We start from the raw sequence: 24,783 nt of genomic DNA on the forward strand, positions 1-24,783 counted from the left end.
CAGAAAGCCTAATGCCTTCTGCCTTGCAATTTCAGCCTTCTAGAAAAGTTCAAGCTTTTTTGATCGACACAAAAAGTTAGAAAGGATCGACCTTTGCGATATGATCTTGTCTCATAAGTCAATTCTTAAATTTTTCCAAAATTTAAGCCTAAGCTAAGGGCTGCCATCGTTAGGAGGTACTAAAGTGATTCGAGTCGCGATCAATGGTTTTGGACGTATCGGGCGCAGTTTTGCGCGCTGCTGGCTGGGCAGAGAAAACAGCCAGCTAGAGTTGGTAGCTATTAATGACACTTCCGATCCCAGAAGTAATGCTCACTTGCTCAGATACGATTCCATGATGGGAACGTTGAAGAATGTGGACATCAGTGCGGATGAAAATTCCCTTACCCTAAATGGGAAGACAGTTAAATGCGTGAGCGATCGCAACCCGCTAAACTTGCCTTGGAAAGATTGGGGTATTGATCTGATTATTGAAGCGACCGGCGTCTTCGTTGACCAAGCTGGTGCATCGAAGCATATCACTGCCGGCGCTAAAAAAGTGCTAATTACCGCTCCCGGCAAGGGTTCTGAAGTTGGCACTTATGTGATGGGAGTCAACCACCACAACTACAAGCACAGTGACTACACAGTCATCAGCAATGCTAGCTGTACTACTAACTGTTTGGCTCCTGTACTGAAAGTGCTGCACGAAAATTTTGGCATCGTCAAAGGCATGATGACCACTACCCACAGCTATACTGGCGACCAGCGCTTGCTGGATGCCAGCCACCGCGACTTGCGGCGGGCCCGGGCGGCAGCAATGAATATTGTGCCGACTTCTACCGGAGCAGCCCAAGCTGTGGCTTTGGTGATTCCAGAATTGAAGGGCAAGTTAAACGGTATCGCCATGCGCGTGCCGACTCCCAATGTGTCCGTAGTCGATTTTGTGGCTCAGGTAGAGAAAAAGACTTTTACCGAGCAAGTAAATCAAGTGTTCAAAGAGGCTGCCTCTGGCTCCATGAAAGGGATTTTGGAGTACAACGATTTGCCTTTAGTTTCATGCGACTATCGCGGAAATGATGCTTCTTCGATTCTGGATTCCAGCTTAACACTGGTGATGGATGGCGACATGGTAAAGGTTTTGGCTTGGTACGACAATGAGTGGGGCTACAGTCAGCGCGTGGTTGACTTGGCTGAATTGGTCGCCGAAAGGTGGGAAGCCTAGTACCCGAAGGCAGAAGGCATTAGTCATTCGGCAGAAGGTAAAAAATGCTGACATTTTTTACTTTTGAGTCGATTTATAGCTGACTAGCGATCGCACAGGGGGGCAGAAACCGGGTTTTTTCACCCAAATATTTGGTGGAAACCCTTAATATCGGTGAAAAACCCGGTTTCTTTAGCCTCCGGGCGTAAATCCTGAAATTTGTTTGTAGTAAGCGCTTAAACTTACTCTGGTAACTCCTCGAAAAATCCCAAATATTAAAAATAATAAAAATTACGACTATAAAACTCACAAAGCTGGAAAAATAGCAGCAGCTACGGTATAGTTCGGAAAACAAAATGTGATATGAAAAAAGCCTTAATTTCGGGTATCTCAGGTCAGGACGGAGCTTATTTAGCTAAACTGTTGCTCGATCGAGGTTATGAAGTTTGCGGCACATCCAGGGACGCCCAAATGTCTAGTTTCGGAAACCTAGCCCGTTTGGGCATCCGAGACAGAGTAAAACTAGAATCCATGTCTCTCAACGATTTTCGCAGCGTCTTGCAAGTGCTAGCGAAAATTCAGCCCGACGAAGTGTACAATCTAGCAGGTCAAAGTTCCGTAAGCTTGTCTTTTGAACAACCCGTTGAAACCCTCGAAAGCATTGCGACAGGCACATTAAATCTGTTAGAAGCAATTCGGTTTACCGGGGGCAAAATTAAACTGTATAATGCCAGTTCTAGCGAATGTTTTGGGGATACCGGAGGCAGTGCAGCGGATGAAAACACGCCCTTTCGCCCCAGAAGTCCTTACGCGGTGGCTAAAGCAACGGCATTTTGGGAAGTAGCAAATTATCGGGAAGCGTACAATTTGTTTGCGTGTTCTGGTATTCTGTTCAATCACGAGTCGCCACTGCGCCCGGAGAGGTTCGTCACCCAAAAGATTGTATCTGTGGTGTGCCGAATTGCTGCGGGCAGTTCCGAAAAACTTCATTTGGGAAATATTTCTGTGCAGCGGGACTGGGGTTGGGCGCCGGAATATGTGGAGGGGATGTATTTGATGTTGCAGCAGGATGAACCGGATGATTATGTCATTGCTACGGGCGTAAGTTATCCTTTGGAGGAGTTTTTGCAGACAGCGTTTGTTGCTGCGGGTTTGGATTGGCAGGAACATTTAGTAAACGATGCGAGTCTCTACAGACCGACGGAGATTGCTGTAGGGAGGGGAAATCCGGGTAAGGCGAAGCAAAAGTTGGGATGGGAGGCGAAGTATAAAATGCCAGATGTGGTGCGGATGATGGTAGAAGCGAGGATGGGTAAGGTTTGAAGAGTGTTTCAGAAAAGATAGCTCTTTGTTTGCAATAAATACCTGTTCTGAATTATCAGCGGTTGTGTACCCTTTTCAAGATGTGAAACAATGCAAGTAGTTATACTAGCCGGCGGTTTGGGGACACGTCTCCGAGAAGAAACAGAATTTCGTCCCAAGCCCCTAGTAGATGTGGGGGGGCATCCGATTCTCTGGCACATTATGAAGACCTATGCCCATTACGGTTTCCGGGACTTTATTGTGTGTTTGGGCTATCGCGGCAACATGATTAAGGAGTATTTCCTGAATTATGAAGCTATGAATAATGATTTTACTATTTGCTTGGGTCGCCAAAATCAGATTACCTATCACGAGGAGCATCGCGAGCAAGATTTTAAGGTGACACTGGCGGAAACTGGCTCGGACACTATGACTGGAGGGCGGGTGAAACGTGTGGAGAAATACATTACTGATGATACCTTTATGGTGACATACGGTGATGGAGTTGCTGATATCGATATTGGAGCTTTGGTGGATTTTCATAAGGCTCATGGTAAGCTGGCAACTGTTAGTACAGTTCGTCCGATATCCCGATATGGTATTTTAGATGTGGACAGCCAAGGCAAAGTTCTGGAATTTACGGAAAAACCTCAAATAGATGGCTGGGCTAGTGCGGGATTTTTGGTACTTCACCGCAGCATATTTGAGGCTTTGAGCGGGGATGATTGTTTTTTTGAGCGAGAGCCACTAGAGCAGTTAGCGGCCCAGGGACAATTGATGGCGTACCGCCACGAAGGTTTCTTCTTTGCGATGGATACTTACCGCGAGTATAAATATTTGAACGAACTTTGGGATAATGGACAGGCTCCTTGGAGGGTGTGGGAATGAGTGAATTTTGGCGCGATCGATCGGTATTGGTGACAGGTTGCACAGGCCTTTTGGGTAACTGGTTAGTGGCTGAGTTGCTGGAAAGAGGAGCCTTGGTAACGGGATTAGTCCGTGACTTGGTGCCACAATCCCGACTTTATGCTGGAGAGTGGTATCGGCAAATTAATATCGTGCGCGGTTGTGTCGAAGATTTGCCAACGGTAGAACGAGCAATCAATGAGTATGAAGTCGATACGGTGTTTCACTTAGCAGCTCAGACAATTGTGGGAGTTGCAAATAGAGAGCCTGTTGCAACTTTTGAAACGAATATTAAAGGTACTTGGAATATTCTAGAAGCTTGTCGCCGCGTCGGTGGTGTGACTCGAATTGTCATAGCATCCAGCGATAAAGCCTATGGAGACCAGCTAGTGTTGCCTTATAGCGAAACAACTTCGCTGCAAGGAGAACACCCTTATGATGTTTCTAAAAGCTGTGCTGATTTAATCAGTCGGGCTTATTACGTCAGTTATGGTTTGCCCGTGTGCATTACTCGCTGCGGCAACTTTTACGGCGGCGGAGACTTGAATTTTAATCGGATAGTTCCATCTACAATTCGATCGGCATTACGAGACAAGCCGGTAGTCATCCGCAGTGATGGCACTTTTATCCGGGACTATTTTTATGTGAAGGATGGAGTTTTAGCTTATCTCCATTTGGCGGAGCAGATGGATAGGAAAGAAATTTTGGGAGAAGCATTTAATTTCAGCAACGAGTTGCAAATTTCTGTGCGGGGAATGGTAGATAATGTTTTGAAATTGATGGGTAAGAGTCATTTAGAGCCAGTCGTATTGAATCGGGCCAAGAATGAAATCAAACATCAGTACCTCTCGGCAGATAAGGCGCGAAAAATGCTCGCTTGGGAATCTAAGTATCCTCTAGAAGAAGGGTTGAAAGAAACAATCGAGTGGTATGAACAATTTTTGATGGATGAAAATCCCTGTGTCATCAGCGTGTGATTGACCGTACTCAAAACTCAAAACTTTTAAAGGGGGCTAATTCTGTGCCATCTAAATGTCGTTTTTGCAGTCACCCATTGGAGTATACTTTTGTAAATCTGGGGATGTCGCCGCTCGCGAATGCTTTTCTATCTCAACAGCATCTGAATTGTGCAGAGAAATTTTATCCTCTTCATACTTATGTCTGTGGCAATTGTTTTTTAGTGCAGTTAGAAGAGTTTGAATCCCCGGATAGCATCTTTAGCGATTATGCTTATTTTTCTTCCTATTCAGACTCTTGGCTGCGGCACGCCAAGAATTACACTGATTTGATGGTGGAGCGCTTTGGATTTGACGAAACCCGTCAGGTAATTGAACTCGCTAGCAATGATGGCTATTTACTCCAGTATTTTCAGCACAAAGGAATTCCCGTATTGGGGATTGAACCGGCTGCAAATGTAGCTAAGGTGGCTGAGGAAAAAGGGATTCCAACTTTAGTCAATTTTTTTGGCGTGGAAACGGCTAAAGAGTTGGTTTCAAAAGGCAAGCAGGCTGATTTGTTGTTGGGAAATAATGTGTTGGCTCATGTGCCTGACTTGAATGATTTTGTGGCGGGGATGAAAATTCTCCTGAAACCAAACGGCGTCTTGACAATGGAGTTTCCTCATGTATTGCAACTAATTAAAAACAATCTGTTTGACACGATTTACCACGAGCATTTCTCTTATTTTTCCCTGTTGACGGTTGAGAAAGTTTTTGCAACTCACGGTTTAACTTTGTTTGATGTGGAGGAATTACCGACGCACGGGGGTTCTCTGCGGATTTACGGGAGGCATGAGGATTTTGAGAGTATAGCAGTTGGCGATCGCATTTCCCAACTGAAATCTAAGGAAGTGCAAGCAGGGCTAAATCAGATTGAAATTTATGTAGGATTTGGCGAACAGGTTAAGTCGACGAAGCGCCAAATGCTCAGTTTCCTAATTGATGCCAAAAATCAGGGCAAATCAATTGCGGGTTACGGGGCACCGGCGAAGGCTAATACGCTGCTGAACTATTGCGGTATCCGCACGGATTTGATTGATTATACGGTGGATTTAAGCCCGCACAAGCAGGGTTTGTTTTTGCCGGGAACTCAGATTCCGATATATCATCCAGATAAAATTCGGGAGGCTAAACCGGATTATTTGGCTATCTTACCTTGGAACATCAAGGATGAGATAGTAAGTCAGATGGATTATATCCGCGAGTGGGGAGGTAAGTTTGTGGTGCTGATTCCTCAAGTGGAGGTAATTTCGTGAAATTTACTGAAACAAAGCTTAAGGGAGCTTATGTTATTGAGGTAGAACCCGTAGCAGATGAGAGGGGATTTTTTGCCCGCAGTTGGTGTCAAAAGGAGTTTACAGAGTGGGGCTTGAATCCTAACCTAGTGCAGTGCAATATTTCTTTTAACCTGAAGAAAGGTACTTTGCGGGGGATGCACTATCAGGCTACACCTCACGAGGAAGCGAAGTTGGTTAGATGTATCAAAGGGGAAATTTATGATGTAATTATAGATTTGCGTCCCGATTCTCCTACTTTTAAAGAGTGGTTTGCAGTAGAGCTAAGCTCCGAAAATCGTAAGATGATATATATTCCTGAAGGTATGGCTCACGGCTGTCAAACTTTGGCAGATAATACGGAAGTTTTTTACCAGATGTCGGAGTTTTATTATTCTGAATTAGCAAGGGGAGTGCGGTGGGATGATCCAACTTTTAGTATTGATTGGCCGGAGATATCTCAGCGCGTAATTTCGGAAAAAGATCGCAATTTTCCCGATTTTGTGCTATGAAAAAAGTCCTGGTTACGGGGGCAGGGGGTTTTGTTGGCAGACACTCGATCAAGACGCTGGTGGAACGCGGGTTCGAGGTTCATGCTGTCGCTTCTAAGACTTTGCCGACTTTAAGTTCTGACTGTACGTGGCATCTGGCCAATTTGTTAGATCATACATCCATTAAAGAGCTAGTTTGTAAAGTAAAGCCAACACATTTGTTGCACTTTGCCTGGTGTTATACTGTACCCGGTCAATATTGGAAATCTGAAGATAACTTTTTGTGGGTGCAGGCAAGTTTGGAATTATTGAGGCAATTTCGAGAGCAAGGTGGCGAGAGATTAGTGATGGGCGGAACCTGCGCCGAGTATGATTGGAAGTATGGTTATTGCTCGGAATTTATAACGCCGAGAAATCCAGATACTCCCTACGGTATTTGTAAAAAAGCTTTGCAGGAGATTGTGAATTCCTATTCCGAGACGACAAACCTCAGCAGTGCTTGGGGACGTATTTTCTTTCCCTACGGTGCTTACGAGTACCCAAATCGGCTGGTTTCTTCAGTCATTCTTTCTCTGTTAAAGGGAGAGCCTGCTCGCTGCTCTCACGGTAATCAAATCCGGGATTTTCTGTATGTACAGGATGTGGCTGATGCTTTTGTGGCTCTTTTGGAGAGTGAGGTGACAGGAGCTGTTAATATTGGATCTGGACAGCCGATCGCGATTAAAGATGTTGTTTATAAAATAGCTGATATAATCGGGCGATCGGATTTAGTGCAGTTAGGTGCTATTCCGTCGCCTCCGAAAGAAACACCTTTGTTAGTGGCTGATGTGACTCGTTTATCTAATGAGGTGGGTTGGCTACCAAAGTTTAATTGGGAAATCGGATTAAGGCAAGCTATAATCTGGTGGGAAAAGCAGCTTTTGTCCTCAAAAAATGGTGTCTAAGATTCATTACCTAAATACAATTATAACTAGGACAAATCATGAAATTAACGCTAGATACAGATGCCCAAAAATTGATTCAAGAAATAGACGGTGAGTGTCAAACTATCCCGCTCTATTCTAAGGAAGCTTTTGAACTCCTTTCTCACTACTGGGTGAAATTAGGCTGGAATCAAAAATATACCTACAATTTCAGTTGGCTGGGACGACCAATCATTCAACTCCCTGAAGACATGATTCGGATTCAGGAAGTTATCTATCAGGTTAAACCCGATGTAATTATTGAAACCGGGGTGGCTCACGGTGGCTCCCTGATTTATTACGCTAGCCTTTTTAAAGCAATGGGCAAGGGTAGGGTTGTAGGAGTTGATATTGAAATTCGCCCCCACAATCGCAAGGCTATAGAGGAACACGAACTGTCATCGTTCATTACTTTAGTTGAAGGCAGTTCTACAGATACCACTATTGTAGAGCAAGTTAAAAAACTGGTTAATCCAGGGGAGACTGTCTTGGTGAGTCTTGACTCGTGTCACACAAAACAGCACGTTGCTGACGAGTTAGATGCTTATTGCAGTTTGGTGACACCAGGCTCCTATATAATTGCCACGGATGGGATTATGAAGGATTTGGATGATGTGCCGCGCGGGAATCCTGAGTGGAAGTGGGATCATCCTACTGCGGCGGCTGCTGAGTTTGCAGAAAAGCATCCTGAGTTTATGTTGGAGCAACCTAAATGGCCGTTTAGCGAGAGCGATTTGACAGAGAATGTGACTCACTGGCCAGGGGCTTGGTTAAAGCGAAAATAACAAAATTAGACTCGTTTTGGCAAGTTTTCTAAGATTTGCATGAGCTCGTTGTAAATCACTTGCCAATCACAATCATAATTGCGAGTCATGGCATCAGGGTTATTCTCATCCTCAGTGATATATTCTTTAGATATCAACACTGGCGGTACAGCATTTTCTCGATAAACAGGTGAAAATGAGTCTTCAACCGCATCATAGTAAGCCTTATTTCCATGACCTACCCCAGGCTTGCTTGCTATCCAGGTTACAAAAGTCATTCCTGTTCCAAATGGTACTGCATACAGGTCGATTGCTTCAGCCCAGACAATGGTTTCATAAATGGGATGACCAATGGTGCTGTAAGTTTTAATTTCAGGCGGAAGGAGATTGAGGATAGGTTGTAAACAATCTTTCTCTAATGCCTCGATATGGGTCTCATTAGAGGCATTTTCTCTATCTCTTTCAGGTACAGACCAACCATCAAATACAACAGCTAAGTGAGGAAAGTTTGTATGCAAACTTTTAATAATGTTGGCTGTACCTTCTATTTGAGAAAACCAAGTTCTTTTATAGTTCCGAAGTGTAATCCAAAGTAAAGGAAAGTGCTTCTTGGCCATTTCTACTTTTTCTAAAAAATCTTGAGAACATTTTGCAACAGAACTATGATATATCTTCTTGGCTAGTTCTTCTTCTATAAAAGTGTCTGTGAGTCGGACTGCGAATAAATTATTTTCTATAATATTTTTGAAAATAACCTCAGTACAGCAGCTATCTAGGCGGATGATTTTATCGGACGGTATGCTTGGGAAAATGTCGTCAACCATAATATACTCATGGGAACCCACCAAGAATTTATCAATATTATTGAGGGTTCCATTTTTATACCAATAGTAAATTCCTGAGCATTCATTCCAGACATAATGCCCTACATTATAAGCTATACCTAAAACAGCACAAACCACTTTTTTTTCTTGATAAAGATAGGCTTTAAATTGTTGCCAATTACTCAAAACATAACTTTTGAATAAATTAATTACACCCGTAAAATTGCCCCCAGGAAAGTTGTCCAAAACAATCATCAGCTCTTGGTTAGGCAAATAAATACACTGTTTAGTTCCCATCCAATCACCATACATTAAATAAAATACTTCTTTCCCCACAAAACGATATAATATAAATGGCTCAACATAAAATGACTGGTTTGATCGCAGAATTTTACCAGTGAAAGGGCAGACTGAATAAACAAAACCCGTTTCTACTATGCTTTGCTGTAGATTAATAGCTTTGTCCCACTGAAAATACCGAGACATTTTGGGATGTCTTTTTACATTTCTTGAAAGCTGAAATCCTTGGTGGTCATCAAAACTATTGATATAGATTTCCTCCAAAGCAATATTTTCTTGCTTTATCAAGCCTAAATTCTCTATAGATAAACCGAGATTTTCTAAAAGCGAGCGATCTGAATCATTTAAAGTCCAAAGATTAACAACTGTATATTGACTGCTATTGACAACATATTCGTATGCTGAATTTTGACTAATTTCAGATGGGTAATACAGATTTACTGTATCAAGCGGTCTTAATCCATTTAGTCCCTCCCATATTAAATCGTATGTTTTTTGAGCGTTACTTAATAGAATCTTGGGAATATTTTGGAAACAAGCTATGGCCTCATCCATTCGGTTGGCTTCTGCCAAACGAAGACTTAGGTGATGATATATACTGATTGCTTCCTCACGTTTTCCTTGTTTTGTCAAAGCTTCTACTAAACCCTTGTAGAAGGGGTGATGACAGGGATATAATTCAATGGCACTACGATAACACTTGACAGCCTCTTCTAAACCAACGATCATGCACGAACGTTTCCACAATTTCTGAAATTCTTCTAAATCATCTCGCCAAATTCTTAGCCCCAGTTCCCGACTGTGACCCGGAGTTTGCAACCACTGAATACAAGCTTGTTTTTCCGCTTCGGAAAGAGAACGTCTCAGATAAACTCTGTACCATTCGACCGTATAAGTAGCATCATCCAGGTTGGCGGTAGCTTGCAAAAAGGCTTGGTCATTGAGGAAACATACGAACGGTAATTCTGGGTCAAATAGTTGGTAGTCTTTATGGGTAACTTCGGCCAAGTTATATTCGGAAAAAAAGGTTTCTGGGTTCTCCATTACCCGCTGATAGATAGCTTCCCCTAGCTGATGGTGACATTCATAGGCTTCAGGATTCAGTTCTAGGGCACGACTGTATGTGGCGATCGCCTCATTCCAATTTTTTTGTTGTGATAGGAGTTTTCCTAACTGCTGGTAAAGTTTTTCAGTCAATCCGCGATAGACAGCGATCGCTTCCTCTAGTTTGCCTTCTTGTTGCAGTTGGTTTGCCTTGTTGACTTCTGTTACAGTAATTTCTGAGTTCATCTTACTCTCGTTTTTGGGGGCTAACAATTTTTAGGAGTTAAGTTTTCCGACACAGACTCTAAATTTCTCTGAGTAGTTATTGTTTATGAGCGTAATAAAAGTTGATATTTGTTGCCTTTACTTTCCCCGAACAATTAATATCTGTTCGGGTTCAACGAATTGATAATTTTCAGAGTTTCATTGTAAACAATTCTCCAATCGAAATCATAATTTTGACAGCCTACTGATAAAATATAAGGTGAAGCTTGTTCATCGACGATAGACTCAACCGGTACAAAGACCGGGGGTACGACATTTTCGCGACTATAAGTTACTTGTTCTCTCAGATGTTGTGTATTTATTGAACTGTTTGCGTGCATCACACCGGGTTTATTAGCAATCCAGGAAACGGCGGTACTTCCTGATGAAAGTGGTATAACATATAAATCAATAGCATAAGCCCAGACAACTTTCTCATAGCTCATGCTACCAATTGTACTATAAGCCTGAATATCAGGTGGTAAAATTTGTAAAATTTCTTGCTCCGTGGCTTTATCCTTAGCAATCATTAACTCTCCACGCTCATCCTCTCTTTCTATCCGAGACCAACCATCAAAGACAACTCCTAGACCAGGAAAATCCACCGCGAGACTTTTGATAATATTAACGATTCCTTCTACTTGAGAAACCCAAGATTTGTCATGGCTGCGAAGACCAAACCACAGCAAAGGAAAGTGTTTATTTTTTGCCCCATCTACTTCAGCCAAGAATTGTGGAGAACACCTTTTTAATGAACCATCATACATCCTAGTGGCCAATTCTTCTCTAACAAAAACATTGGTCACTCTAACGGCTAAATAATTATTTTCAATAATAGCCTTAAACATACTTTTTTTATCCGAAATTCTGATGATCTTGTCAGCAATTTCGGGGAAAGCATCAGCGACATTAAAATACTCATTTTGTTCGATTAATATTTTATCGAGTTTATCCAAAAGACCATTATCCGACAAAAATTGAAGTCCAGTTACTTCATTCCAAAAATAGTGTCCTATGTTCGTCAGTAAGCCTAAAATTGCCACTACGCCTTTTTTCTGGGGTTTTGAGATATATTTGAGGCTGTGTTGCCAACAACTAACCATATAGCCTTTTAATCGGTTAATAATTGCTGGTTCAGAACCTTGGAGAAATGGATTGAGGTGAATAATTAGCTCTAAGCGTGGAAAATAAATAAACATCTTTGGGCCCCAAAAGTGTCCAACGATTAAATAATAAATTTCAGTTCCAACAAACCGATAATTCATCATGGGTAGCCATGCTACATCGTAAAAAGATTGTTCTGACCTAATAACCTGACCACTCACCGGACAAAATGAATAAATATAGCCTGTTTCTACGATATTTTGCTGATAAAAATTAGGTTGATTTAAATGGGATTGATATATAAATTGATAATTAGTTTGCTTGGGTAATTGTTGAGAAAGCCTAGTATTTGTATCATCAGAAAAATAATTAATATATATTTCTTCTAAGGTAAGATTATCTTTAGCAATTAACTGCAAATTTGCTAGTAAAAATCCCTCTTTTTCTAGGAGAGCTTTGTTCTCTTCGGTTAAACTCGAAAGGTTCATAATAGTATATTGACTGGTTTGAGTGAAGTATTGTTCAATAGCTTCTGGTTTAAGGTCAGTGGGATAATAGGAATCTGAGGCTTCTAGGGGAGCTAATTGATTTAATCCTCGCCAAAGCATCTCGTACATCTTTCCTTCGTTAAGGGGTGGATGAGTGGCTTGTTTAAAACAGGCTACTGCTTCTGCCATCTCACCCGCTTCGGCTAACTTAAGACTTAATTGATGGTAAAGAACGAGGGCTTCCTCATGTTTTCCCTGTTCTGTAAACACTTCTGCTAAGCGATAGTATGAAGAATGATGATTGGGAGACAATTCAAGGGCACGATGATAAAATTTTACAGCCTCTTCTAAACCAACTATCGTGAAGGAACGCTTTAGCAAATTCTGAAATTCTGCTAAGGTTTCTCGCCAAACTTTTAACCCCAATTCCCGACTATGACCCGGAGTTTGTAGCCAATTAATGCAACCTTGTTTTTCCGCTTCCGAAAGAAACCGTCTTAGATAAACTCTGTACCATTCCACTGTATAAGTAGCATCATCCAGGTGGGCGGTAGCTTGCAAAAAGGCTTGGTCATTGAGGAAACAGACGAACGGTAATTCTGGGTCAAATAGTTGGTAGTCTTTATGAGGATTCTTAGCCAGATTGTATTGAGAAAAAAAGGTTTCTGGGTTTTCCATTACCCGCTGATAGATAGCTTCTCCTAGCTGATGGTGACATTCATAGGCTTCAGGATTCAGTTCTAGGGCACGACGATATGTGGCGATCGCCTCATCTAGTCTTCCCTGCTCTACCAAAGTATTTCCTAACTGCAACCAGACTTCCCAGTTATCGGGTAGAATTTGCAAAAGATTGTGATCAGCTTCTACGTTGTCTGGATTGAGTTCTATAATGTGGCGGTAGGAGGCGATCGCTTCTGCTAAAGTGGACTGATTTCGCTGTTGCAGTGCATTGGCCAAGGCAGAATGAATCCAATCAGCATCAGGGTTCAACTCACTTGCACGGCGGTAAGCAGCGATCGCCTCATCTAGTTGACCCAATTTTGCTAAACTATTACCTAGTCCCACGTAAGTTCCAAAATGCTCGGGATTGAGTTCAAGCGCCCGGCGGAAGGCTGTAGCGGATTCTTCCCACTGTTGCTGTTGTGCTAGCGCATCCCCTAAGTGGTGGTAACTCCAACAAAAATCTGGTTTGAGTTCTATTGCATGACGGTAGGCGGTGACGGCTTCATCCCATCGATTCAGTTTCGCGAGGGTTTCTCCCATGTGGTGGTGTGTCCAGGGATCGTCGCTATTTAGCTCAAGTTTCCGATGGTAAGCAGCGATCGCTTCTTCTAGATTACCTTCCTCTTGCAATTGCCGATCCATGTGGAATTCGCTCATAGCCGTATCATCCTTATATCTGCGATTACTTTTTATATACAAATATCAAATTATCAGTTTAAACTGAGTGGGGTTCGCGGGAGGGCGGGTTTCTTATCTTTTGACCTAGCCAATATATCTTTGGTAAAACCCACCTCTACTAAAAATTAGCATTCATTGGGAATTATCAAGACCGCATCGCTACTAAGGCAAAGCATGGCCCGTTAACATGGTCGATCTGCTCAAAATTGACTTGAATGTCAGTTAAGCCAAAATACTTCAAACATGATAAGATATCCTCGCGACTCAGCCAGTGGCTAAAGGCGCTGCTACCTCCGCAGAAGCCTGCATACTCTAACGCCACTTGATATTCTTGGCGGTATGCTGTGTAATTAAATCCGTCGTACTCAGTCGCTATTTGCGCCGTAAACTTGGGACTGAGGTGAGGTTGGTTGTGGATAATATCGCCGTCGTAATAGTGAGTCCAAATAAATACTTGGTCTGAGGCTTTAGCAATCAAAGAAATTAGCTCAACGGGGTTAGCCATGTGGTAAAGAATACCGCTAGCCAAGCAAACATCAAATTTCCTCTGGCTTGTTCGCAGGTATTCTATACAGTCGCCGTACAGGAAATGTGCTTTTTGCAGTCCCATCACTTCTTTAACTATCAGGCATTTTAGGTAGGCGCGGCTGTTTGCCTCAACTGCTGTAATTGAAGCAGCTCCAAGTTTTTCCAGCATATAAGTGTGTCCGGCTTCGAGTGGTCCGAGTTCAACAATATCCTTGCCTTGAACTCCCTTTAATTGGTCAACAGCCCAGGTGATGCGGTTATCTTCAAACAGTGGAACAGTTCCAGCTACTAATGACGAATTCCCGGCAAATCGAGATGCCCACTCACCTTGGAAAATATTCAGTGCGTTCTGGCTACTCGGTGCTAACTTTATATAAGAATCGAGGACTTCCATACAGTTGCGTTTTGCTAGAGGTTAAGTGAATTTACAATTAGTTTGGGGACATTGCGATCGCCCCTTCTAGTTTACTCGATCGCGGGTGTTATCCGATCGCTTGAGTTCGATCGTCTTCGTTTACCTATTTTTGAAGTAATATTTATTGCACAGTCCTCAGAGCGAGATTTATCAATGCACCCGATATACTTCTCATTTTGTTTTTTGACCAGTTACATACCTCAAAGCATTCAAATTTTTATCTTAAATGAGCGACCTCTTTTCATCGGCCAAACCTTTTCTATTCAGAGCCAGAAAACCAATTAATTGCTTGCTGCAACTCGTTTTCATCAATCGTTTTGGAAAAATAGTTGAGCAGGTATCGTTCTTTATGCCGCTCTGTAGTAAAGGTACGTTTAGGAGATATAGTCTGTCCTTTATAGTCGTGACGAACTTCGATTATAACTCCAAATTCTTTCACAACACCTTTATAATACTTGATAGCAAATTCAAGTTGAACTTTGTTCTTGTACAGTTCTGTTAAAACTTCTGGATCTACAACGTATACGAATTCCTTGAGAAGCCATCTAGCCCCAAGACCTTTTTCCCAAAACTCGGAGAACCATACGCACAGGTGCATATAGTGATCTTCATTATAGTATTGCGTATGTCCGAAAATAAATCCTGCGTTGTGCCACATGAAGGGTGTCCAAAACTCTAAATGCGCTCCCTCAGTACAAACACGGTTAATTTCTTGGAATATAGGTATGGGTGCAGGTGGAGTCAGATGTTCCAAGAAATGAGCAGAGTAGACATAATCTACGCTCCGGTTGGGAAATGGCAATTTCTCATTCTGCAAATCTATTACATAGTCAACTCCTGGTTGATTGATGATATCTAACCCCAAAGTTCCTGGTTGTTTGTTGGACCCACAGCCTAGATCGAGCTTAAAATATTGCTTGGACACCTCATTTTCTTCTGTAACAATAGTTCTATGAGGAGCCTCTATTTTTTCACCTATGGCTACGCTTTTAGTCAATATTTTTCCTTGAATTTTAGCCTCAAAGATGACTCGACCTTTGTCGGTATCATCCAGGTTCACAACAAAACCACAGTTATCACTGTAGTATTGGGGAAACGCTGCGGCCACATCAGGGCGGGGATACCATGTAGTAATTGGTACGCAAGTATTTCCCACGCACACTGATACTTCATCTAGCATTCCTTCTTGCTTGCTCACAATCCATCCTTGGATTCTGAGTCCGCAGTCATCAGAACACGAATGGTCGATCGCCAAGATTAAATTATCGTCTTGCTCGATTGTCATAGCGTCTATCCGTAACTATTTTTTTATCGTTAGTTTAGTAATGGGTCATCCTCAGTGAGAGTGAGGTCAACATTATAGCGGTTCTTGGGTAGAGGAGGTACACTGTTCAACTTCAAAAGCTTGACAACACAGGGTTTCGGCGTAGTCCATCTTTATGAGAAAGGCTATAGTTATGCCCTGAGTCAATGGCACGGGGATGCGATCGACCTTTCTAGTTTACCCGATCGCACGGGGAAAGTCGATCGCTTGAGTTCGATCGTCTTCGTGTGTTGATTTTTGATGTAATATCTATTGTTAAGCTCGATGGCTTATGGCTTGGGGGCGATCGCCCATCTATCATACCTGGTTGCGGGAACATCCTCAGAGGGCTGAAGTCTGATATCCTTGGCAAGGCAACGGCTTGAGTTCATTGGGAGTTCATTGGGGCGATCGGGCAAAACTTACCCTATGTAGTAGAATGGGATACAAAAGCCCGATCGCGACAAAAGTAAATTATGTTTGATAAAATTTTGTAGCGACAGATATCATTGACCCAACGATAGATGATTTTCTAAAATACAAGAAAGTGATTTAATTATGGAACCCGAGTATCCTACAGCCAATGATTGGTATAAAGCTCATCGACCGGAGTTAAAAAAATATCGGGGTGAGTGGATAGCTTATACTAACAAAGGGGTGATTAGTCACGATCGCGATTATGACAAAATGAAGAGTGGTATCGATCCAAGCTTGTCAAGCTTAGATTATGTAATTGAGCGTATATTTGAAAGCGAGTTTGTAGAACCTATCCGCTTTTATCCTGTGAGAATGAGGACATTAAAAGCTCACGATTGGCAACCTAAGTATGAGTTAATAATGAAGTCTCATAACGCAGTGAAAGTTAAAATACTTGTTGATTCGGGCGCTGAACTCAGTTTAATCACCAAGAAACTAGGGAGGGATTTAGGCTGTGCTAAGGCGGAAGGAGAAATTAATAATAAAGCAGAAGGAGTTGGTGGCAGTATTGAATATTTATTACGAGAGGTGGAAATAGAGTTAGATGGTCATATTTTTACTGCGCCTGTCGCTTGGGCGCAAACAGATTTTTGCCAGGAAATACTTTTGGGCAGAGAGGTGGTATTTGATTTGTTTGATATAGAATTTAAGCAAGCTGAGGAAATGATTATTTTTAAGCGGCGATCGCAGTGAACTGCCTTGATCGAGTTTAAGTTAATTTTGTATGTGCCGAGTCCAGTGCTTCACTCTAATGCACAAGTTGGCCTCGGAGTCAATAGCACAGGGGTGGAACCCGATCGACCTTTCTAGTTTACCCGATCGCACGGGGAAAGTCGATCGCTTGAGTGCGATCGTCTTCGTGTGTTGATTTTTGATGTAATATCTATTGTTAAGCTCGATGGCTTATGGCTTGGGGGCGATCGCCCATCTATCATACCTGGTTGCGGGAACATCCTCAGAGGGCTGAAGTCTGATATCCTTGGCAAGGCAACGGCTTGAGTTCATTGGGAGTTCATTGGGGCGATCGGGCAAAACTTATTCTATTTAGTAGAATGAGGTGCCAAAGCCCGATCGCGACTGGCGTACAGTATCTTTTAGTTTTTTAAAATATTATTAACTCAAGCACAGATGATTTTATAAAATACAAAAAAGTGGTTTGATTATGGAACCACAATATACTACACCTAATGATTAGTATAAACCTAATCGCCGGGAGTTAAAAAAAATATCGGGCGATTGGATAGCTTATACTAACAAAGGGGCGATTAGTCACGATCGCGATTATCGAAAGATGAAGGATGCGATCGATCCGAGTTGAGCAGGTTTAGATGATGTAATTGAACGGATATTTGAAAGCGAGTTTGTCGAGCCAGTCAGATTTTATCCAGTCAGAATGAGAATATGAAAATCTTACAATTGACAACCTAAATACCAGTTGTTATTGAAATTTCAGAATACCGTAGCAGTAAAAATTCTGGTTGATTCAGGTGCAGAACTTAGTTTGATTGGCTCTCCTGGATTGGTGGTAAAAACGGTAGTGTGAGCGTCTCCCTCACGCAGGCTGTCTGCCCTGTAGCACGGGAAGTTTTATTTTGACAATCACCTCAAGCTCAGGAGATCCCTTACCTCACGGCTACAGGTTCATTATCCAATAGATTTGGATAAATGTTTATGGGGTTTCTAGTCAATGTTTTATCAGAGGCAATGGCGTCATTTTTTTCACCATAACTTGGCGCATTAACTGTTGCCATTCCAGGGAATTAGTTAAACTTTCCGAATCTAGTTCCAACCCTTTGGCCACGGAAAATTTAGAAAAACTCTCTAACCAATTCATAATTGTTTCGCTTGCTGAGGTTTTAGTTAATTTTAAAGCGTTTTGAAGGTGCTGCTTCATCACAGGCAGTTGACCATTGCAGTAAGCATTCCAGGCATCCCAAACTAACAGATTGTAATCGATTTCGCTTTGCTTTTGGGGAGATTCAGCTACGATTTGCTCTAATTTGTGCCGTTGTGTGATTTGCTCAATATAGGTTTTAGCTTGAGCTAATTCCCCTTGTAGTTCGTGGAGTTGAGATTGTGATTGCTTCAATTCTGTTTGCCATTGATGAATTTCTGCTTCTTTTTGTTTTATCTCTCCTTCTAACTCTATTTTTAGTTGTAAAAATTTGTGATTTACCACTTTAAAATTCTCTTGCTCTTGTTTAAGTCTAGTTGCGGTTTGCTCTAACTCTTCTAAAGTTTGATGCCGTTGAATGTTAAATCGTTCTTCTCGTTTTTCTGCTTGCTGTAACTGATCCATCAATTGACTTAAAGCTACCTCGGCTTCATAAAGTTTAGATTGCGATTCCTCCCAAGCTTGGCGATGCAGTTCATAGTATTCTAAGTCTTCTTGAGTTTGATGTAGTTGAATATGTAAACGCTCTTCACTTTTTTCGGTTTTCTGTAACCGATTCATCAATTGACTTAAAGCTACCTCGGCTGCATAAAGTTTAGATTGCGATTCTTCCCAAGCTTGGCGGTGCAGTTCATAGTATTCTAATTCTTCTTGAGTTTGATGTAACTGCGATTGATAACGCATCACATCAAATTGAGCTTGACCAAGTTGAGTTTTTGTCTGTTCTAATTCCTTGCGACTGTGATTCAGTTGAGCATGGGATTGTTGTAAAACGGACTCTGTTTGTTGTAACTGAGTTTGAGATTTCTCTAAAACGCTTTCTGTTTCATGTAACTGAAATTGAGATTGTTCGAGGAGATTTTCTGATGTTTTCAGTTGGGCTTTTGTCTGTTCTAATTCAGTTTGACGAGATTGAGATTTTTGCAATTCCGGTTCTTGTGCGTGCAATTGAGTTTTCAAGGATTTATTATCCTGTTCTAATCGACGCAAATTCGCCCAATCTTGAAAAGCCCAAGTTCGATAGAGAGACGGTTTTAATAATTCTTGCCAAGAAAAATCCGGCGTTTGTTCAGGATGCCATGCTCTGCCTTCTAGTTCCTGATAAAGTTCAATGGCTTCAGGAAAGTAATAATCAATTACAGTTGGTTGCTGACTATTGGATGAAACCTCTGTTCTCAACATCGATGGATCGTAAGCTGTAGGAGCAGGATGACTTAAATTAACGTTGAACTTGTGATTAATCGTATCAATATAGGTGGCTTGGTATTGAATAATCGTTTTAACATTCGCAAGTAGACAACGATTTTGTTCCTGGTTATAAAAATTGAGAATTTTTTGGTTGTAATGCTGCCAATATTTAATGGCTAATTCTGGTTGACTTTGAAAAAGTTCATCTTTTCGCCGATATAGAGAGTCCGCCACTTCCCAAGGAGAGCGATAAATTAATAAAAACCTGGCTTCTGGTAACAGTTTTGCCCAAAAGTCTAAAAAGAGAGTGGTTCGAGGTTCTTTCCATCCCCAAACAGAACTTAAAGCATTGTGTTCTATAATTTGTTTAGCTCGCTCAATAAATTCTTCCTTAATTTCTAAATTGTCCTGTAATGTCCAGCCCGCACTACTGATTCCTTGTGAGTCAAGAATATTCATGTGAAATTCATAGAAGTCAATATTTTCCCAATGACCTTTAATATTGACCTGATCTGCACCTAACAAATTTCGACCAATGTGAATACCGGCACTCTGCAAAATAGATGCGGTTAAGGAGGTTCCTGAACGGTGCATTCCGGTGATAATGAAAACGCTTTGTTCGGTGTTGGATTTTTGCATGATTTTAGAAGGGTTTTCTTCAGGTAAAGGTTTATGGAGTTCTATTTTTAGATGACTGTAAATCAAAACTATAAAGAATTTAGGTAAGACAATCTTACCAAATTTGCCGAATATTATCGAGAATTTCTAAAAAAGCCTGACGCTCTTTGAGAAGATTATGCTCATTGGCGGTTTGTTTCGCTTGGGTTAAAATTTCCCGAATTTTACTTCGAGGATATTGTAATGCTTGTTGGATTGCATTCAATAAACTTTCTACCCGATACTCTGGACGGATACAATTATACCATGAAAGGCAAAAGGAGCGATTGCCAATACAGTCGGGACAGATCACCAGTGTTCCTAGCGCCATCCCTTCTAAAGCCGGAAGATAAAACCCCTCTCCTTCTTGTTGATTAGGAAGAAATACCGTCATCTTTGCACTATTTAGCTTTTGTAAATATTCTGCTCTGGAAAGTTGTGCTGTGAGAAGTTCCACTTTGTTTTCGGTTGTTTCTAATTCTTTTTTTAACTGTTGTCCTAAAATAGGTTCTTTCAACGCGCAAATTAAAATATCACAATTTTTTTGTTCCCAATCTAAAGGTTGGGGTAGTTCACTCAGATCCAATCCACAGGGAATAACGAATAGTTCTCCGTTGACTTGATGAGTTTCTTCTAAATAAGTTTTGATTTCAGGACTGACACAAATGCGAATTGATCTATATTTGAGAAAGGAATAACGAGGATTATCAGGATAGGCGTGTCGGACGTGCTGAATTAAATTAATAATCGGAATCGGTGAATTATTTTTATAGTGTTCATCAAGGAAATGCCAATCTAATCCTTCCATAAAAATTAGAGCGGGATTTACTAGGGGTTCAGATAAGATAACGGTTTGATCTGAATTTAACCAAGGATTGTTGGGTTCCCAACTGCTTTGAGGTGTGAAATAAATAAAAGGAGCATAAGTATGGGAAAATTTGACATGATTAAAATAGTCCCAAACCTTTAAGTGCCCACCTGTAAAACCTCCATAATCTCGGTAAAATAACATCGACTGACGAGAGGGTTCCGCTAAGGGGGATGAGGGTGGTAGAGTTGTTAGCGATTCCCAAGATGCCATCTCGCTTTTAATTTGGTGTAGCCACGACTGCGATCGCTCTAGTTTGTTTTTTATTTCTGGCAATTCCGAAGGCAAGGGCATATATATAAAGTTATTAAAAACGGATAGAGAGGGGTAAAAACTTGACGGTAACCACCAGGGAGTGACTGGCATCTCAATCTCTAAATGTTGAGTGACTGTTTGCAACTTCCCTCAAGTGTCCATAACCAATATAATGTTATTGTGTCTGCTGGTATCCTTCTTGCTGCTGGTAAGATTTAACCGCCGAGCAGCGTAGATAGAAATAGATAACTGCTCCAAGAAGTTGTGAGAAGTTGTTGACACGCTCAATGCTAGCAGACATGATATAATTGAATCCTAGAAATAATCGAGAGTTGTGGTATGAGCATTAGCCATTTTGAGACAGCAAATCAAGAGTTACGGACAAGCCAGTTGGAAAAGGCAATTCTCAGCTATGAGCAGGGGATACAAGAAAACCCATCATCCCCCTGGCTTTATTATAACTTGGGGGAAGCTCTCAGTCAACAGGGAAGTTTTGAGGACGCGAGATCAGCTTATCAGAAAGCTGTTGAACTCAACGCTAATTCCCCTTGGTTCTATGACCGCTTAGGTACTGTGGAACTGCAAGCCGGACATTTGAGCCAAGCGATCAGTTGCTTTCAACAAGCCATTGCCTTAGAGCCGAACTTTTATGAATTTTACACGAATTTGGGGATTGCTCTCACCCAGCAAGGCAATATTGTAGAAGCGATTTCTTCGTTTCACAAGGCATTAGAGCTTAAACCCAAGGATGCCGAAACCTATTATAATCTAGGACTGGCTCTCGCGCAACAGAACCAAGGGCAAGAGGCGATCGCGGCTTACCATCAAGCGTTAGAGATTAATCCTTATTGGTCAGAATGTTATTTATCATTAGCAAAAGTTCAAGAACAGTGCGGTCAAACTGATGAAGCACTCAAACATTATCGTCGTGCTTGTCAACTCAATCCTAATTTAATAGAAGCTTACGAAAAAGCACGAAAATTATTAGAACAGTGGGAACAATGGGATGAAATCATTACTTTCTCGCGTCGGTGTTGTCAGGTAAATCCTAACTCGGCGACTGCTTACTATAATTTGGGAACGGCATTAATGCACCAACAGGAGTGGAAGGAATCTGTAACAGCATTAGGTCGAGCTTGTGAACTTAATCCTAATTTAGCAGAGGCTTATGAGCAGTTAGGAAAAGCTTTAGCTGCACAAAATGAATGGGAAGAAGCGGTTAGGGTTTATCGTCTAGCCGTTGAATTGCATCCTAATTCTAGTCAGCATCAATGGGGTTTAGCTCAAGCACTGGTACAAAATCATAACTTGGAAGAAGCAATTAGTGTCTATCATCAAGCCTGTGCTTTGAACCCAAGTTCGGCTGAGTTATATGATGAATTGGGCCAGGCGTTAGCACAATTTTATCAATGGGAAGAAGCGATCGCTGCCTATCGGCAAGCCTTAGAATTAAATCCAGCCAATCCGCGTTCCATTGAAAATCGCTTAGAACAAATTTTAGGCAAACAACGCCAATTTGAAGAGGCTATCGCCTCCTACCGTCGCAGTCAAGATTTTAATCCTGATTCCTTTGAGTCCTATCAAAACTTAGGACAAACCCTCCGACAACAAGGCGCAATTGAAAATGCTATTGTTGCTTTACGTCGAGCTTATATTCTCAACCCAGGTTCTGCCGTTGCTTATCACGTTTTAGGTCATACTTTTGCTATGCTTCAAAAGTGGGATGAAGCGATTAGTTGTTATCGCCGCGCTTGTGAGATTTATCCAGATTCTCCCGATATTAATTTACATTGGGGAGAAGCATTAGAACAGAAAGGAAATTATCAAGATGCACTAGCTTATTTCCAAAAAGCAATTAGCCTCAAACCGGACTTTGATTTGGCTTATGAAGGGATGGGTCGTGTAAATTCAAAAAAAAAAGGGAGTTAATTTAGAGCCTCTCTCTCGATATCAAGAGATATTGAAAAACCGTCATAATGCTCCTGAGATTTATCAGGAGCTGGGACAAGAATTGCATCGTCAAGGCTGTTTAAAAGAAGCCATTGATTGTTACCGCAAAGGGATGGAATTGCAGGGCGAACCGATTCATTTATGGTTCTATCGGAATTTAGGAGAAGCGTTGTTAGAACTTGAGCAAGCTATTTGAGCTTAGCAGAACCCAACCTAGACTTTGATATCGAATCTAAATCATTGGTGTCAATTGATAAACTCCTTTTCAGATAAGAATGATAACAGCCTAGGAATTTTGCTTTCTGCTGTTCATTGCCGATATCTGACATCAAGCGTACTAGCCAGAGGAATGTTTGAGTATAGGCCTGGGACTCCAAGGGACGCATCCAAGGTTTAACGGTGGGGCGTGAAAAATAGTTTTGCAGAAGTTGTTCTGACTCTTGCGCCATTTGAGCGATGGTTTCAGGAGTATAGGGTTGGGGTTCTCGACAGCAAACTGTTGGCTGTTCTAAACAAACCGCCGCCGCCCCCCTTGAGGATAAATTTAGTAGCAGGTCAAGGGTAGCGGCTTGTTGAGAGAGTTGGGGGTTAAAGCCACCATAACGCTGTAACCAACTGCGCCGAAATAGAATTGTGTTAGTTCGGATGAATTGCCACAGTGTTGGTAACATCCAAATATGAACGCCATGCAACCCTTCCCGTCCTTGTAAAACGGAATTAAAGGCTGCAATATTAATGGCCTGACTCCTACTGCCGGAAGGGGTTTGCCAAGCACTGAGAACCATTTCTAAAGAACCTGCTTTCTGTTCAAAGCAAGCGACTTGTTGGGCGAGTTTTTCTGGCAAAAATACCTCTGAGGTATTCAAAAAAGTCACAAATTCCCCTTGGGCGATGTCCAAACCTTGATTAAAGGCGGCTACAATCCCTTGAGAGGGTTGATGGATGTAGCGGATGGAGGGATATTCTGCTTTGAGTCGCGATCGCATTTCCTGCGTAAAACTATCATCAACGACGATAATTTCAAAGTCAGTCAGGGTTTGTTGGTAAACACTGTTAATGCTTTGACGCAGAGGGAGAGATGCAAAATCTTGCTTCTCTACATTGGTGGCGGGGATAATCACACTAACTCTAGGGGTGTGGTTGGGAGAGAGAGGAGTTAAGTAAACAGTCGCATCGGCACTATTACCCGCAAAATGACCTTGGAGAAAGGTTTGATTCTGTTGTGCTTCGGTTCCTTGAAATGCTTCTAAACGATGTCCAGGCAAATGGTTGTAATCGTGGTTTTGATGAATCGCGGTAATTAATTGACTGGCATTGATGACCGGAATCTTCTGTTTGAGGGCTTCTCCTACCATCCAGTTATCCCACCCTGCGCGTCCAACGGCAAATTTTGGTAGTTGGGAAAATAGAGGTTTGGGGAAAACGAAATAATCTAAGGCTCCAACGCCACTGAAGGTTCCGGATTGATGAACGCGATCGCGTAAATTTTGTTCCCAATGGCAATGATGAAAGTTTAAGGTTTCAGTGATATCCAGATTCCAACGTCTTCCTAGAATTAAAAATTGCTGGTATTGGTTTGCAACTTGTTGAACCGTTGGCAGGAAGTCACTGGTTAAGATAATATCCGAGTTAACATAGGTTAATATCGGGTATTTCGCTTGTTGGTAAGCTTGGAAAAAAATATCATTTAACAGGGGAGTTCCCTGAGTATTGAGTTGGATGTTGGGAATGTGGCGTAAACCAAAATCTCTGGCAGTTTCTCTTGTTCCCTCATCGTTTCCCAATAAGATAATTTCCGGTTGGGGTTGCAAGTGTAACCAACTTTGAATTGCATTCCGTTGAATAATACCAATCTGACCTCGAAAGGGTTTAGGGACTGCAAAAATTGTGAAGTTTAGTGTGGGTTGAAGATTAGGAAGAATTGATAAAGGGCTAGCTGTCAT

19 protein-coding genes are annotated in these 24,783 nt (G+C 41.8%); 12 read left to right on the forward strand and 7 right to left on the reverse strand.

The window, feature by feature from the left end:
- The first annotated feature begins 184 nt into the window (after positions 1 to 184).
- The 8 genes from QUB08_RS06045 (at position 185) to QUB08_RS06080 (ending at position 7,901) form a co-directional block, all read left to right on the forward strand.
- Positions 185 to 1,204 (forward strand): type I glyceraldehyde-3-phosphate dehydrogenase, encoded by a 1,020-nt coding sequence (locus QUB08_RS06045; RefSeq protein ID WP_333223911.1) that lies wholly within the window; start codon positions 185 to 187, stop codon positions 1,202 to 1,204.
- A 342-nt stretch (positions 1,205 to 1,546) separates the two neighbouring features.
- Positions 1,547 to 2,506: a GDP-mannose 4,6-dehydratase gene (locus tag QUB08_RS06050; RefSeq protein WP_333223912.1), complete on the forward strand. Its 960-nt coding sequence runs from the start codon at positions 1,547 to 1,549 to the stop codon at positions 2,504 to 2,506.
- Positions 2,507 to 2,596: 90 nt separating this feature from the next.
- The gene (rfbF, locus tag QUB08_RS06055) at positions 2,597 to 3,373 is read left to right on the forward strand and encodes a glucose-1-phosphate cytidylyltransferase (protein ID WP_333223913.1); all 777 of its coding nucleotides are present in this window, start codon (positions 2,597 to 2,599) and stop codon (positions 3,371 to 3,373) included.
- Entirely contained in the window at positions 3,370 to 4,368 is a 999-nt protein-coding gene (locus tag QUB08_RS06060) for a GDP-mannose 4,6-dehydratase (protein WP_333223914.1), read from the forward strand. The genes rfbF and QUB08_RS06060 overlap by 4 nt, the downstream gene beginning before the upstream one ends.
- A gap of 44 nt (positions 4,369 to 4,412) precedes the next feature.
- Positions 4,413 to 5,645 carry a class I SAM-dependent methyltransferase gene (locus tag QUB08_RS06065; RefSeq protein ID WP_333223915.1) on the forward strand — a complete coding sequence of 411 codons (1,233 nt, stop codon included), beginning with the start codon at positions 4,413 to 4,415 and terminating at the stop codon, positions 5,643 to 5,645.
- Positions 5,642 to 6,175 carry a dTDP-4-dehydrorhamnose 3,5-epimerase gene (rfbC, locus tag QUB08_RS06070; protein WP_333223916.1) on the forward strand — a complete coding sequence of 178 codons (534 nt, stop codon included), beginning with the start codon at positions 5,642 to 5,644 and terminating at the stop codon, positions 6,173 to 6,175. Before QUB08_RS06065 ends, rfbC begins: the two co-directional genes overlap by 4 nt.
- Positions 6,172 to 7,098: an NAD(P)-dependent oxidoreductase gene (locus tag QUB08_RS06075; RefSeq protein WP_333223917.1), complete on the forward strand. Its 927-nt coding sequence runs from the start codon at positions 6,172 to 6,174 to the stop codon at positions 7,096 to 7,098. The genes rfbC and QUB08_RS06075 overlap by 4 nt, the downstream gene beginning before the upstream one ends.
- A 38-nt stretch (positions 7,099 to 7,136) precedes the next feature.
- The gene (locus QUB08_RS06080; protein ID WP_333223918.1) at positions 7,137 to 7,901 is read left to right on the forward strand and encodes a CmcI family methyltransferase; all 765 of its coding nucleotides are present in this window, start codon (positions 7,137 to 7,139) and stop codon (positions 7,899 to 7,901) included.
- A gap of 5 nt (positions 7,902 to 7,906) precedes the next feature.
- Here QUB08_RS06080 and QUB08_RS06085 read toward each other — a convergent pair whose 3' ends face one another.
- The 4 genes from QUB08_RS06085 to QUB08_RS06100 form a co-directional block, all read right to left on the reverse strand.
- The gene (locus tag QUB08_RS06085; RefSeq protein WP_333223919.1) at positions 7,907 to 10,294 is read right to left on the reverse strand and encodes a tetratricopeptide repeat protein; all 2,388 of its coding nucleotides are present in this window, start codon (positions 10,292 to 10,294) and stop codon (positions 7,907 to 7,909) included.
- A gap of 134 nt (positions 10,295 to 10,428) precedes the next feature.
- Positions 10,429 to 13,284: a tetratricopeptide repeat protein gene (locus tag QUB08_RS06090; protein ID WP_333223920.1), complete on the reverse strand. Its 2,856-nt coding sequence runs from the start codon at positions 13,282 to 13,284 to the stop codon at positions 10,429 to 10,431.
- Between the two features lie 166 nt (positions 13,285 to 13,450).
- Positions 13,451 to 14,227 carry a DUF1698 domain-containing protein gene (locus QUB08_RS06095; RefSeq protein ID WP_333223921.1) on the reverse strand — a complete coding sequence of 259 codons (777 nt, stop codon included), beginning with the start codon at positions 14,225 to 14,227 and terminating at the stop codon, positions 13,451 to 13,453.
- A 280-nt stretch (positions 14,228 to 14,507) separates the two neighbouring features.
- Positions 14,508 to 15,533, reverse strand: a complete 1,026-nt coding sequence (locus QUB08_RS06100) for a class I SAM-dependent methyltransferase (protein WP_333223922.1) — start codon at positions 15,531 to 15,533, stop codon at positions 14,508 to 14,510.
- 120 nt (positions 15,534 to 15,653) lie between these two features.
- On the opposite strand from QUB08_RS06100, the gene QUB08_RS06105 reads away from it, so the two are divergent.
- Complete coding sequence (locus tag QUB08_RS06105; RefSeq protein WP_333223923.1) at positions 15,654 to 15,806, forward strand: hypothetical protein; 153 nt, start codon at positions 15,654 to 15,656, stop codon at positions 15,804 to 15,806.
- A gap of 303 nt (positions 15,807 to 16,109) precedes the next feature.
- Positions 16,110 to 16,721, forward strand: coding sequence for a DUF5678 domain-containing protein (locus QUB08_RS06110; RefSeq protein ID WP_333223924.1), 612 nt, complete (start codon positions 16,110 to 16,112; stop codon positions 16,719 to 16,721).
- Between the two features lie 991 nt (positions 16,722 to 17,712).
- Here the strand turns inward: QUB08_RS06110 and QUB08_RS06115 are convergent.
- Complete coding sequence (locus tag QUB08_RS06115; RefSeq protein WP_333223925.1) at positions 17,713 to 19,749, reverse strand: sulfotransferase; 2,037 nt, start codon at positions 19,747 to 19,749, stop codon at positions 17,713 to 17,715.
- A 94-nt stretch (positions 19,750 to 19,843) separates the two neighbouring features.
- Entirely contained in the window at positions 19,844 to 20,779 is a 936-nt protein-coding gene (locus tag QUB08_RS06120; protein WP_333223926.1) for a glycosyltransferase family 1 protein, read from the reverse strand.
- A 450-nt stretch (positions 20,780 to 21,229) separates the two neighbouring features.
- Here QUB08_RS06120 and QUB08_RS06125 point away from each other — a divergent pair, with 450 nt between their 5' ends.
- Positions 21,230 to 22,819, forward strand: coding sequence for a tetratricopeptide repeat protein (locus tag QUB08_RS06125; protein ID WP_333223927.1), 1,590 nt, complete (start codon positions 21,230 to 21,232; stop codon positions 22,817 to 22,819).
- 31 nt (positions 22,820 to 22,850) lie between these two features.
- Entirely contained in the window at positions 22,851 to 23,036 is a 186-nt protein-coding gene (locus QUB08_RS06130; protein WP_333223928.1) for a tetratricopeptide repeat protein, read from the forward strand.
- On the opposite strand, the gene QUB08_RS06135 is transcribed toward QUB08_RS06130, so the two are convergent.
- On the reverse strand, positions 23,029 to 24,783 hold the full coding sequence (locus QUB08_RS06135; RefSeq protein WP_333223929.1) for a glycosyltransferase: 1,755 nt from the start codon (positions 24,781 to 24,783) through the stop codon (positions 23,029 to 23,031). The two genes, QUB08_RS06130 and QUB08_RS06135, sit on opposite strands and share 8 nt — an antisense overlap.

Source organism: Microcoleus sp. BR0-C5 (assembly GCF_036705045.1).
In the GTDB taxonomy this organism is placed as follows: Bacteria; Cyanobacteriota; Cyanobacteriia; order Cyanobacteriales; family Microcoleaceae; genus Microcoleus.

Excerpts from the sequence above, each read along its gene's own strand:
- QUB08_RS06135 (WP_333223929.1), bottom strand. The coding sequence starts at position 24,783 with ATGACAGCTAGCCCTTTATCAATTCTTCCTAATCTTCAACCCACACTA.
- QUB08_RS06125 (WP_333223927.1), top strand. The coding sequence starts at position 21,230 with ATGAGCATTAGCCATTTTGAGACAGCAAATCAAGAGTTACGGACAAGC.
- QUB08_RS06095 (WP_333223921.1), bottom strand. The coding sequence starts at position 14,227 with ATGGAAGTCCTCGATTCTTATATAAAGTTAGCACCGAGTAGCCAGAAC.
- QUB08_RS06075 (WP_333223917.1), top strand. The coding sequence starts at position 6,172 with ATGAAAAAAGTCCTGGTTACGGGGGCAGGGGGTTTTGTTGGCAGACAC.
- QUB08_RS06120 (WP_333223926.1), bottom strand. The coding sequence starts at position 20,779 with ATGTTATTTTACCGAGATTATGGAGGTTTTACAGGTGGGCACTTAAAG.
- QUB08_RS06100 (WP_333223922.1), bottom strand. The coding sequence starts at position 15,533 with ATGACAATCGAGCAAGACGATAATTTAATCTTGGCGATCGACCATTCG.
- QUB08_RS06080 (WP_333223918.1), top strand. The coding sequence starts at position 7,137 with ATGAAATTAACGCTAGATACAGATGCCCAAAAATTGATTCAAGAAATA.
- QUB08_RS06050 (WP_333223912.1), top strand. The coding sequence starts at position 1,547 with ATGAAAAAAGCCTTAATTTCGGGTATCTCAGGTCAGGACGGAGCTTAT.
- QUB08_RS06090 (WP_333223920.1), bottom strand. The coding sequence starts at position 13,284 with ATGAGCGAATTCCACATGGATCGGCAATTGCAAGAGGAAGGTAATCTA.
- QUB08_RS06110 (WP_333223924.1), top strand. The coding sequence starts at position 16,110 with ATGGAACCCGAGTATCCTACAGCCAATGATTGGTATAAAGCTCATCGA.
- QUB08_RS06115 (WP_333223925.1), bottom strand. The coding sequence starts at position 19,749 with ATGCAAAAATCCAACACCGAACAAAGCGTTTTCATTATCACCGGAATG.
- QUB08_RS06060 (WP_333223914.1), top strand. The coding sequence starts at position 3,370 with ATGAGTGAATTTTGGCGCGATCGATCGGTATTGGTGACAGGTTGCACA.
- rfbF (WP_333223913.1), top strand. The coding sequence starts at position 2,597 with ATGCAAGTAGTTATACTAGCCGGCGGTTTGGGGACACGTCTCCGAGAA.
- QUB08_RS06085 (WP_333223919.1), bottom strand. The coding sequence starts at position 10,294 with ATGAACTCAGAAATTACTGTAACAGAAGTCAACAAGGCAAACCAACTG.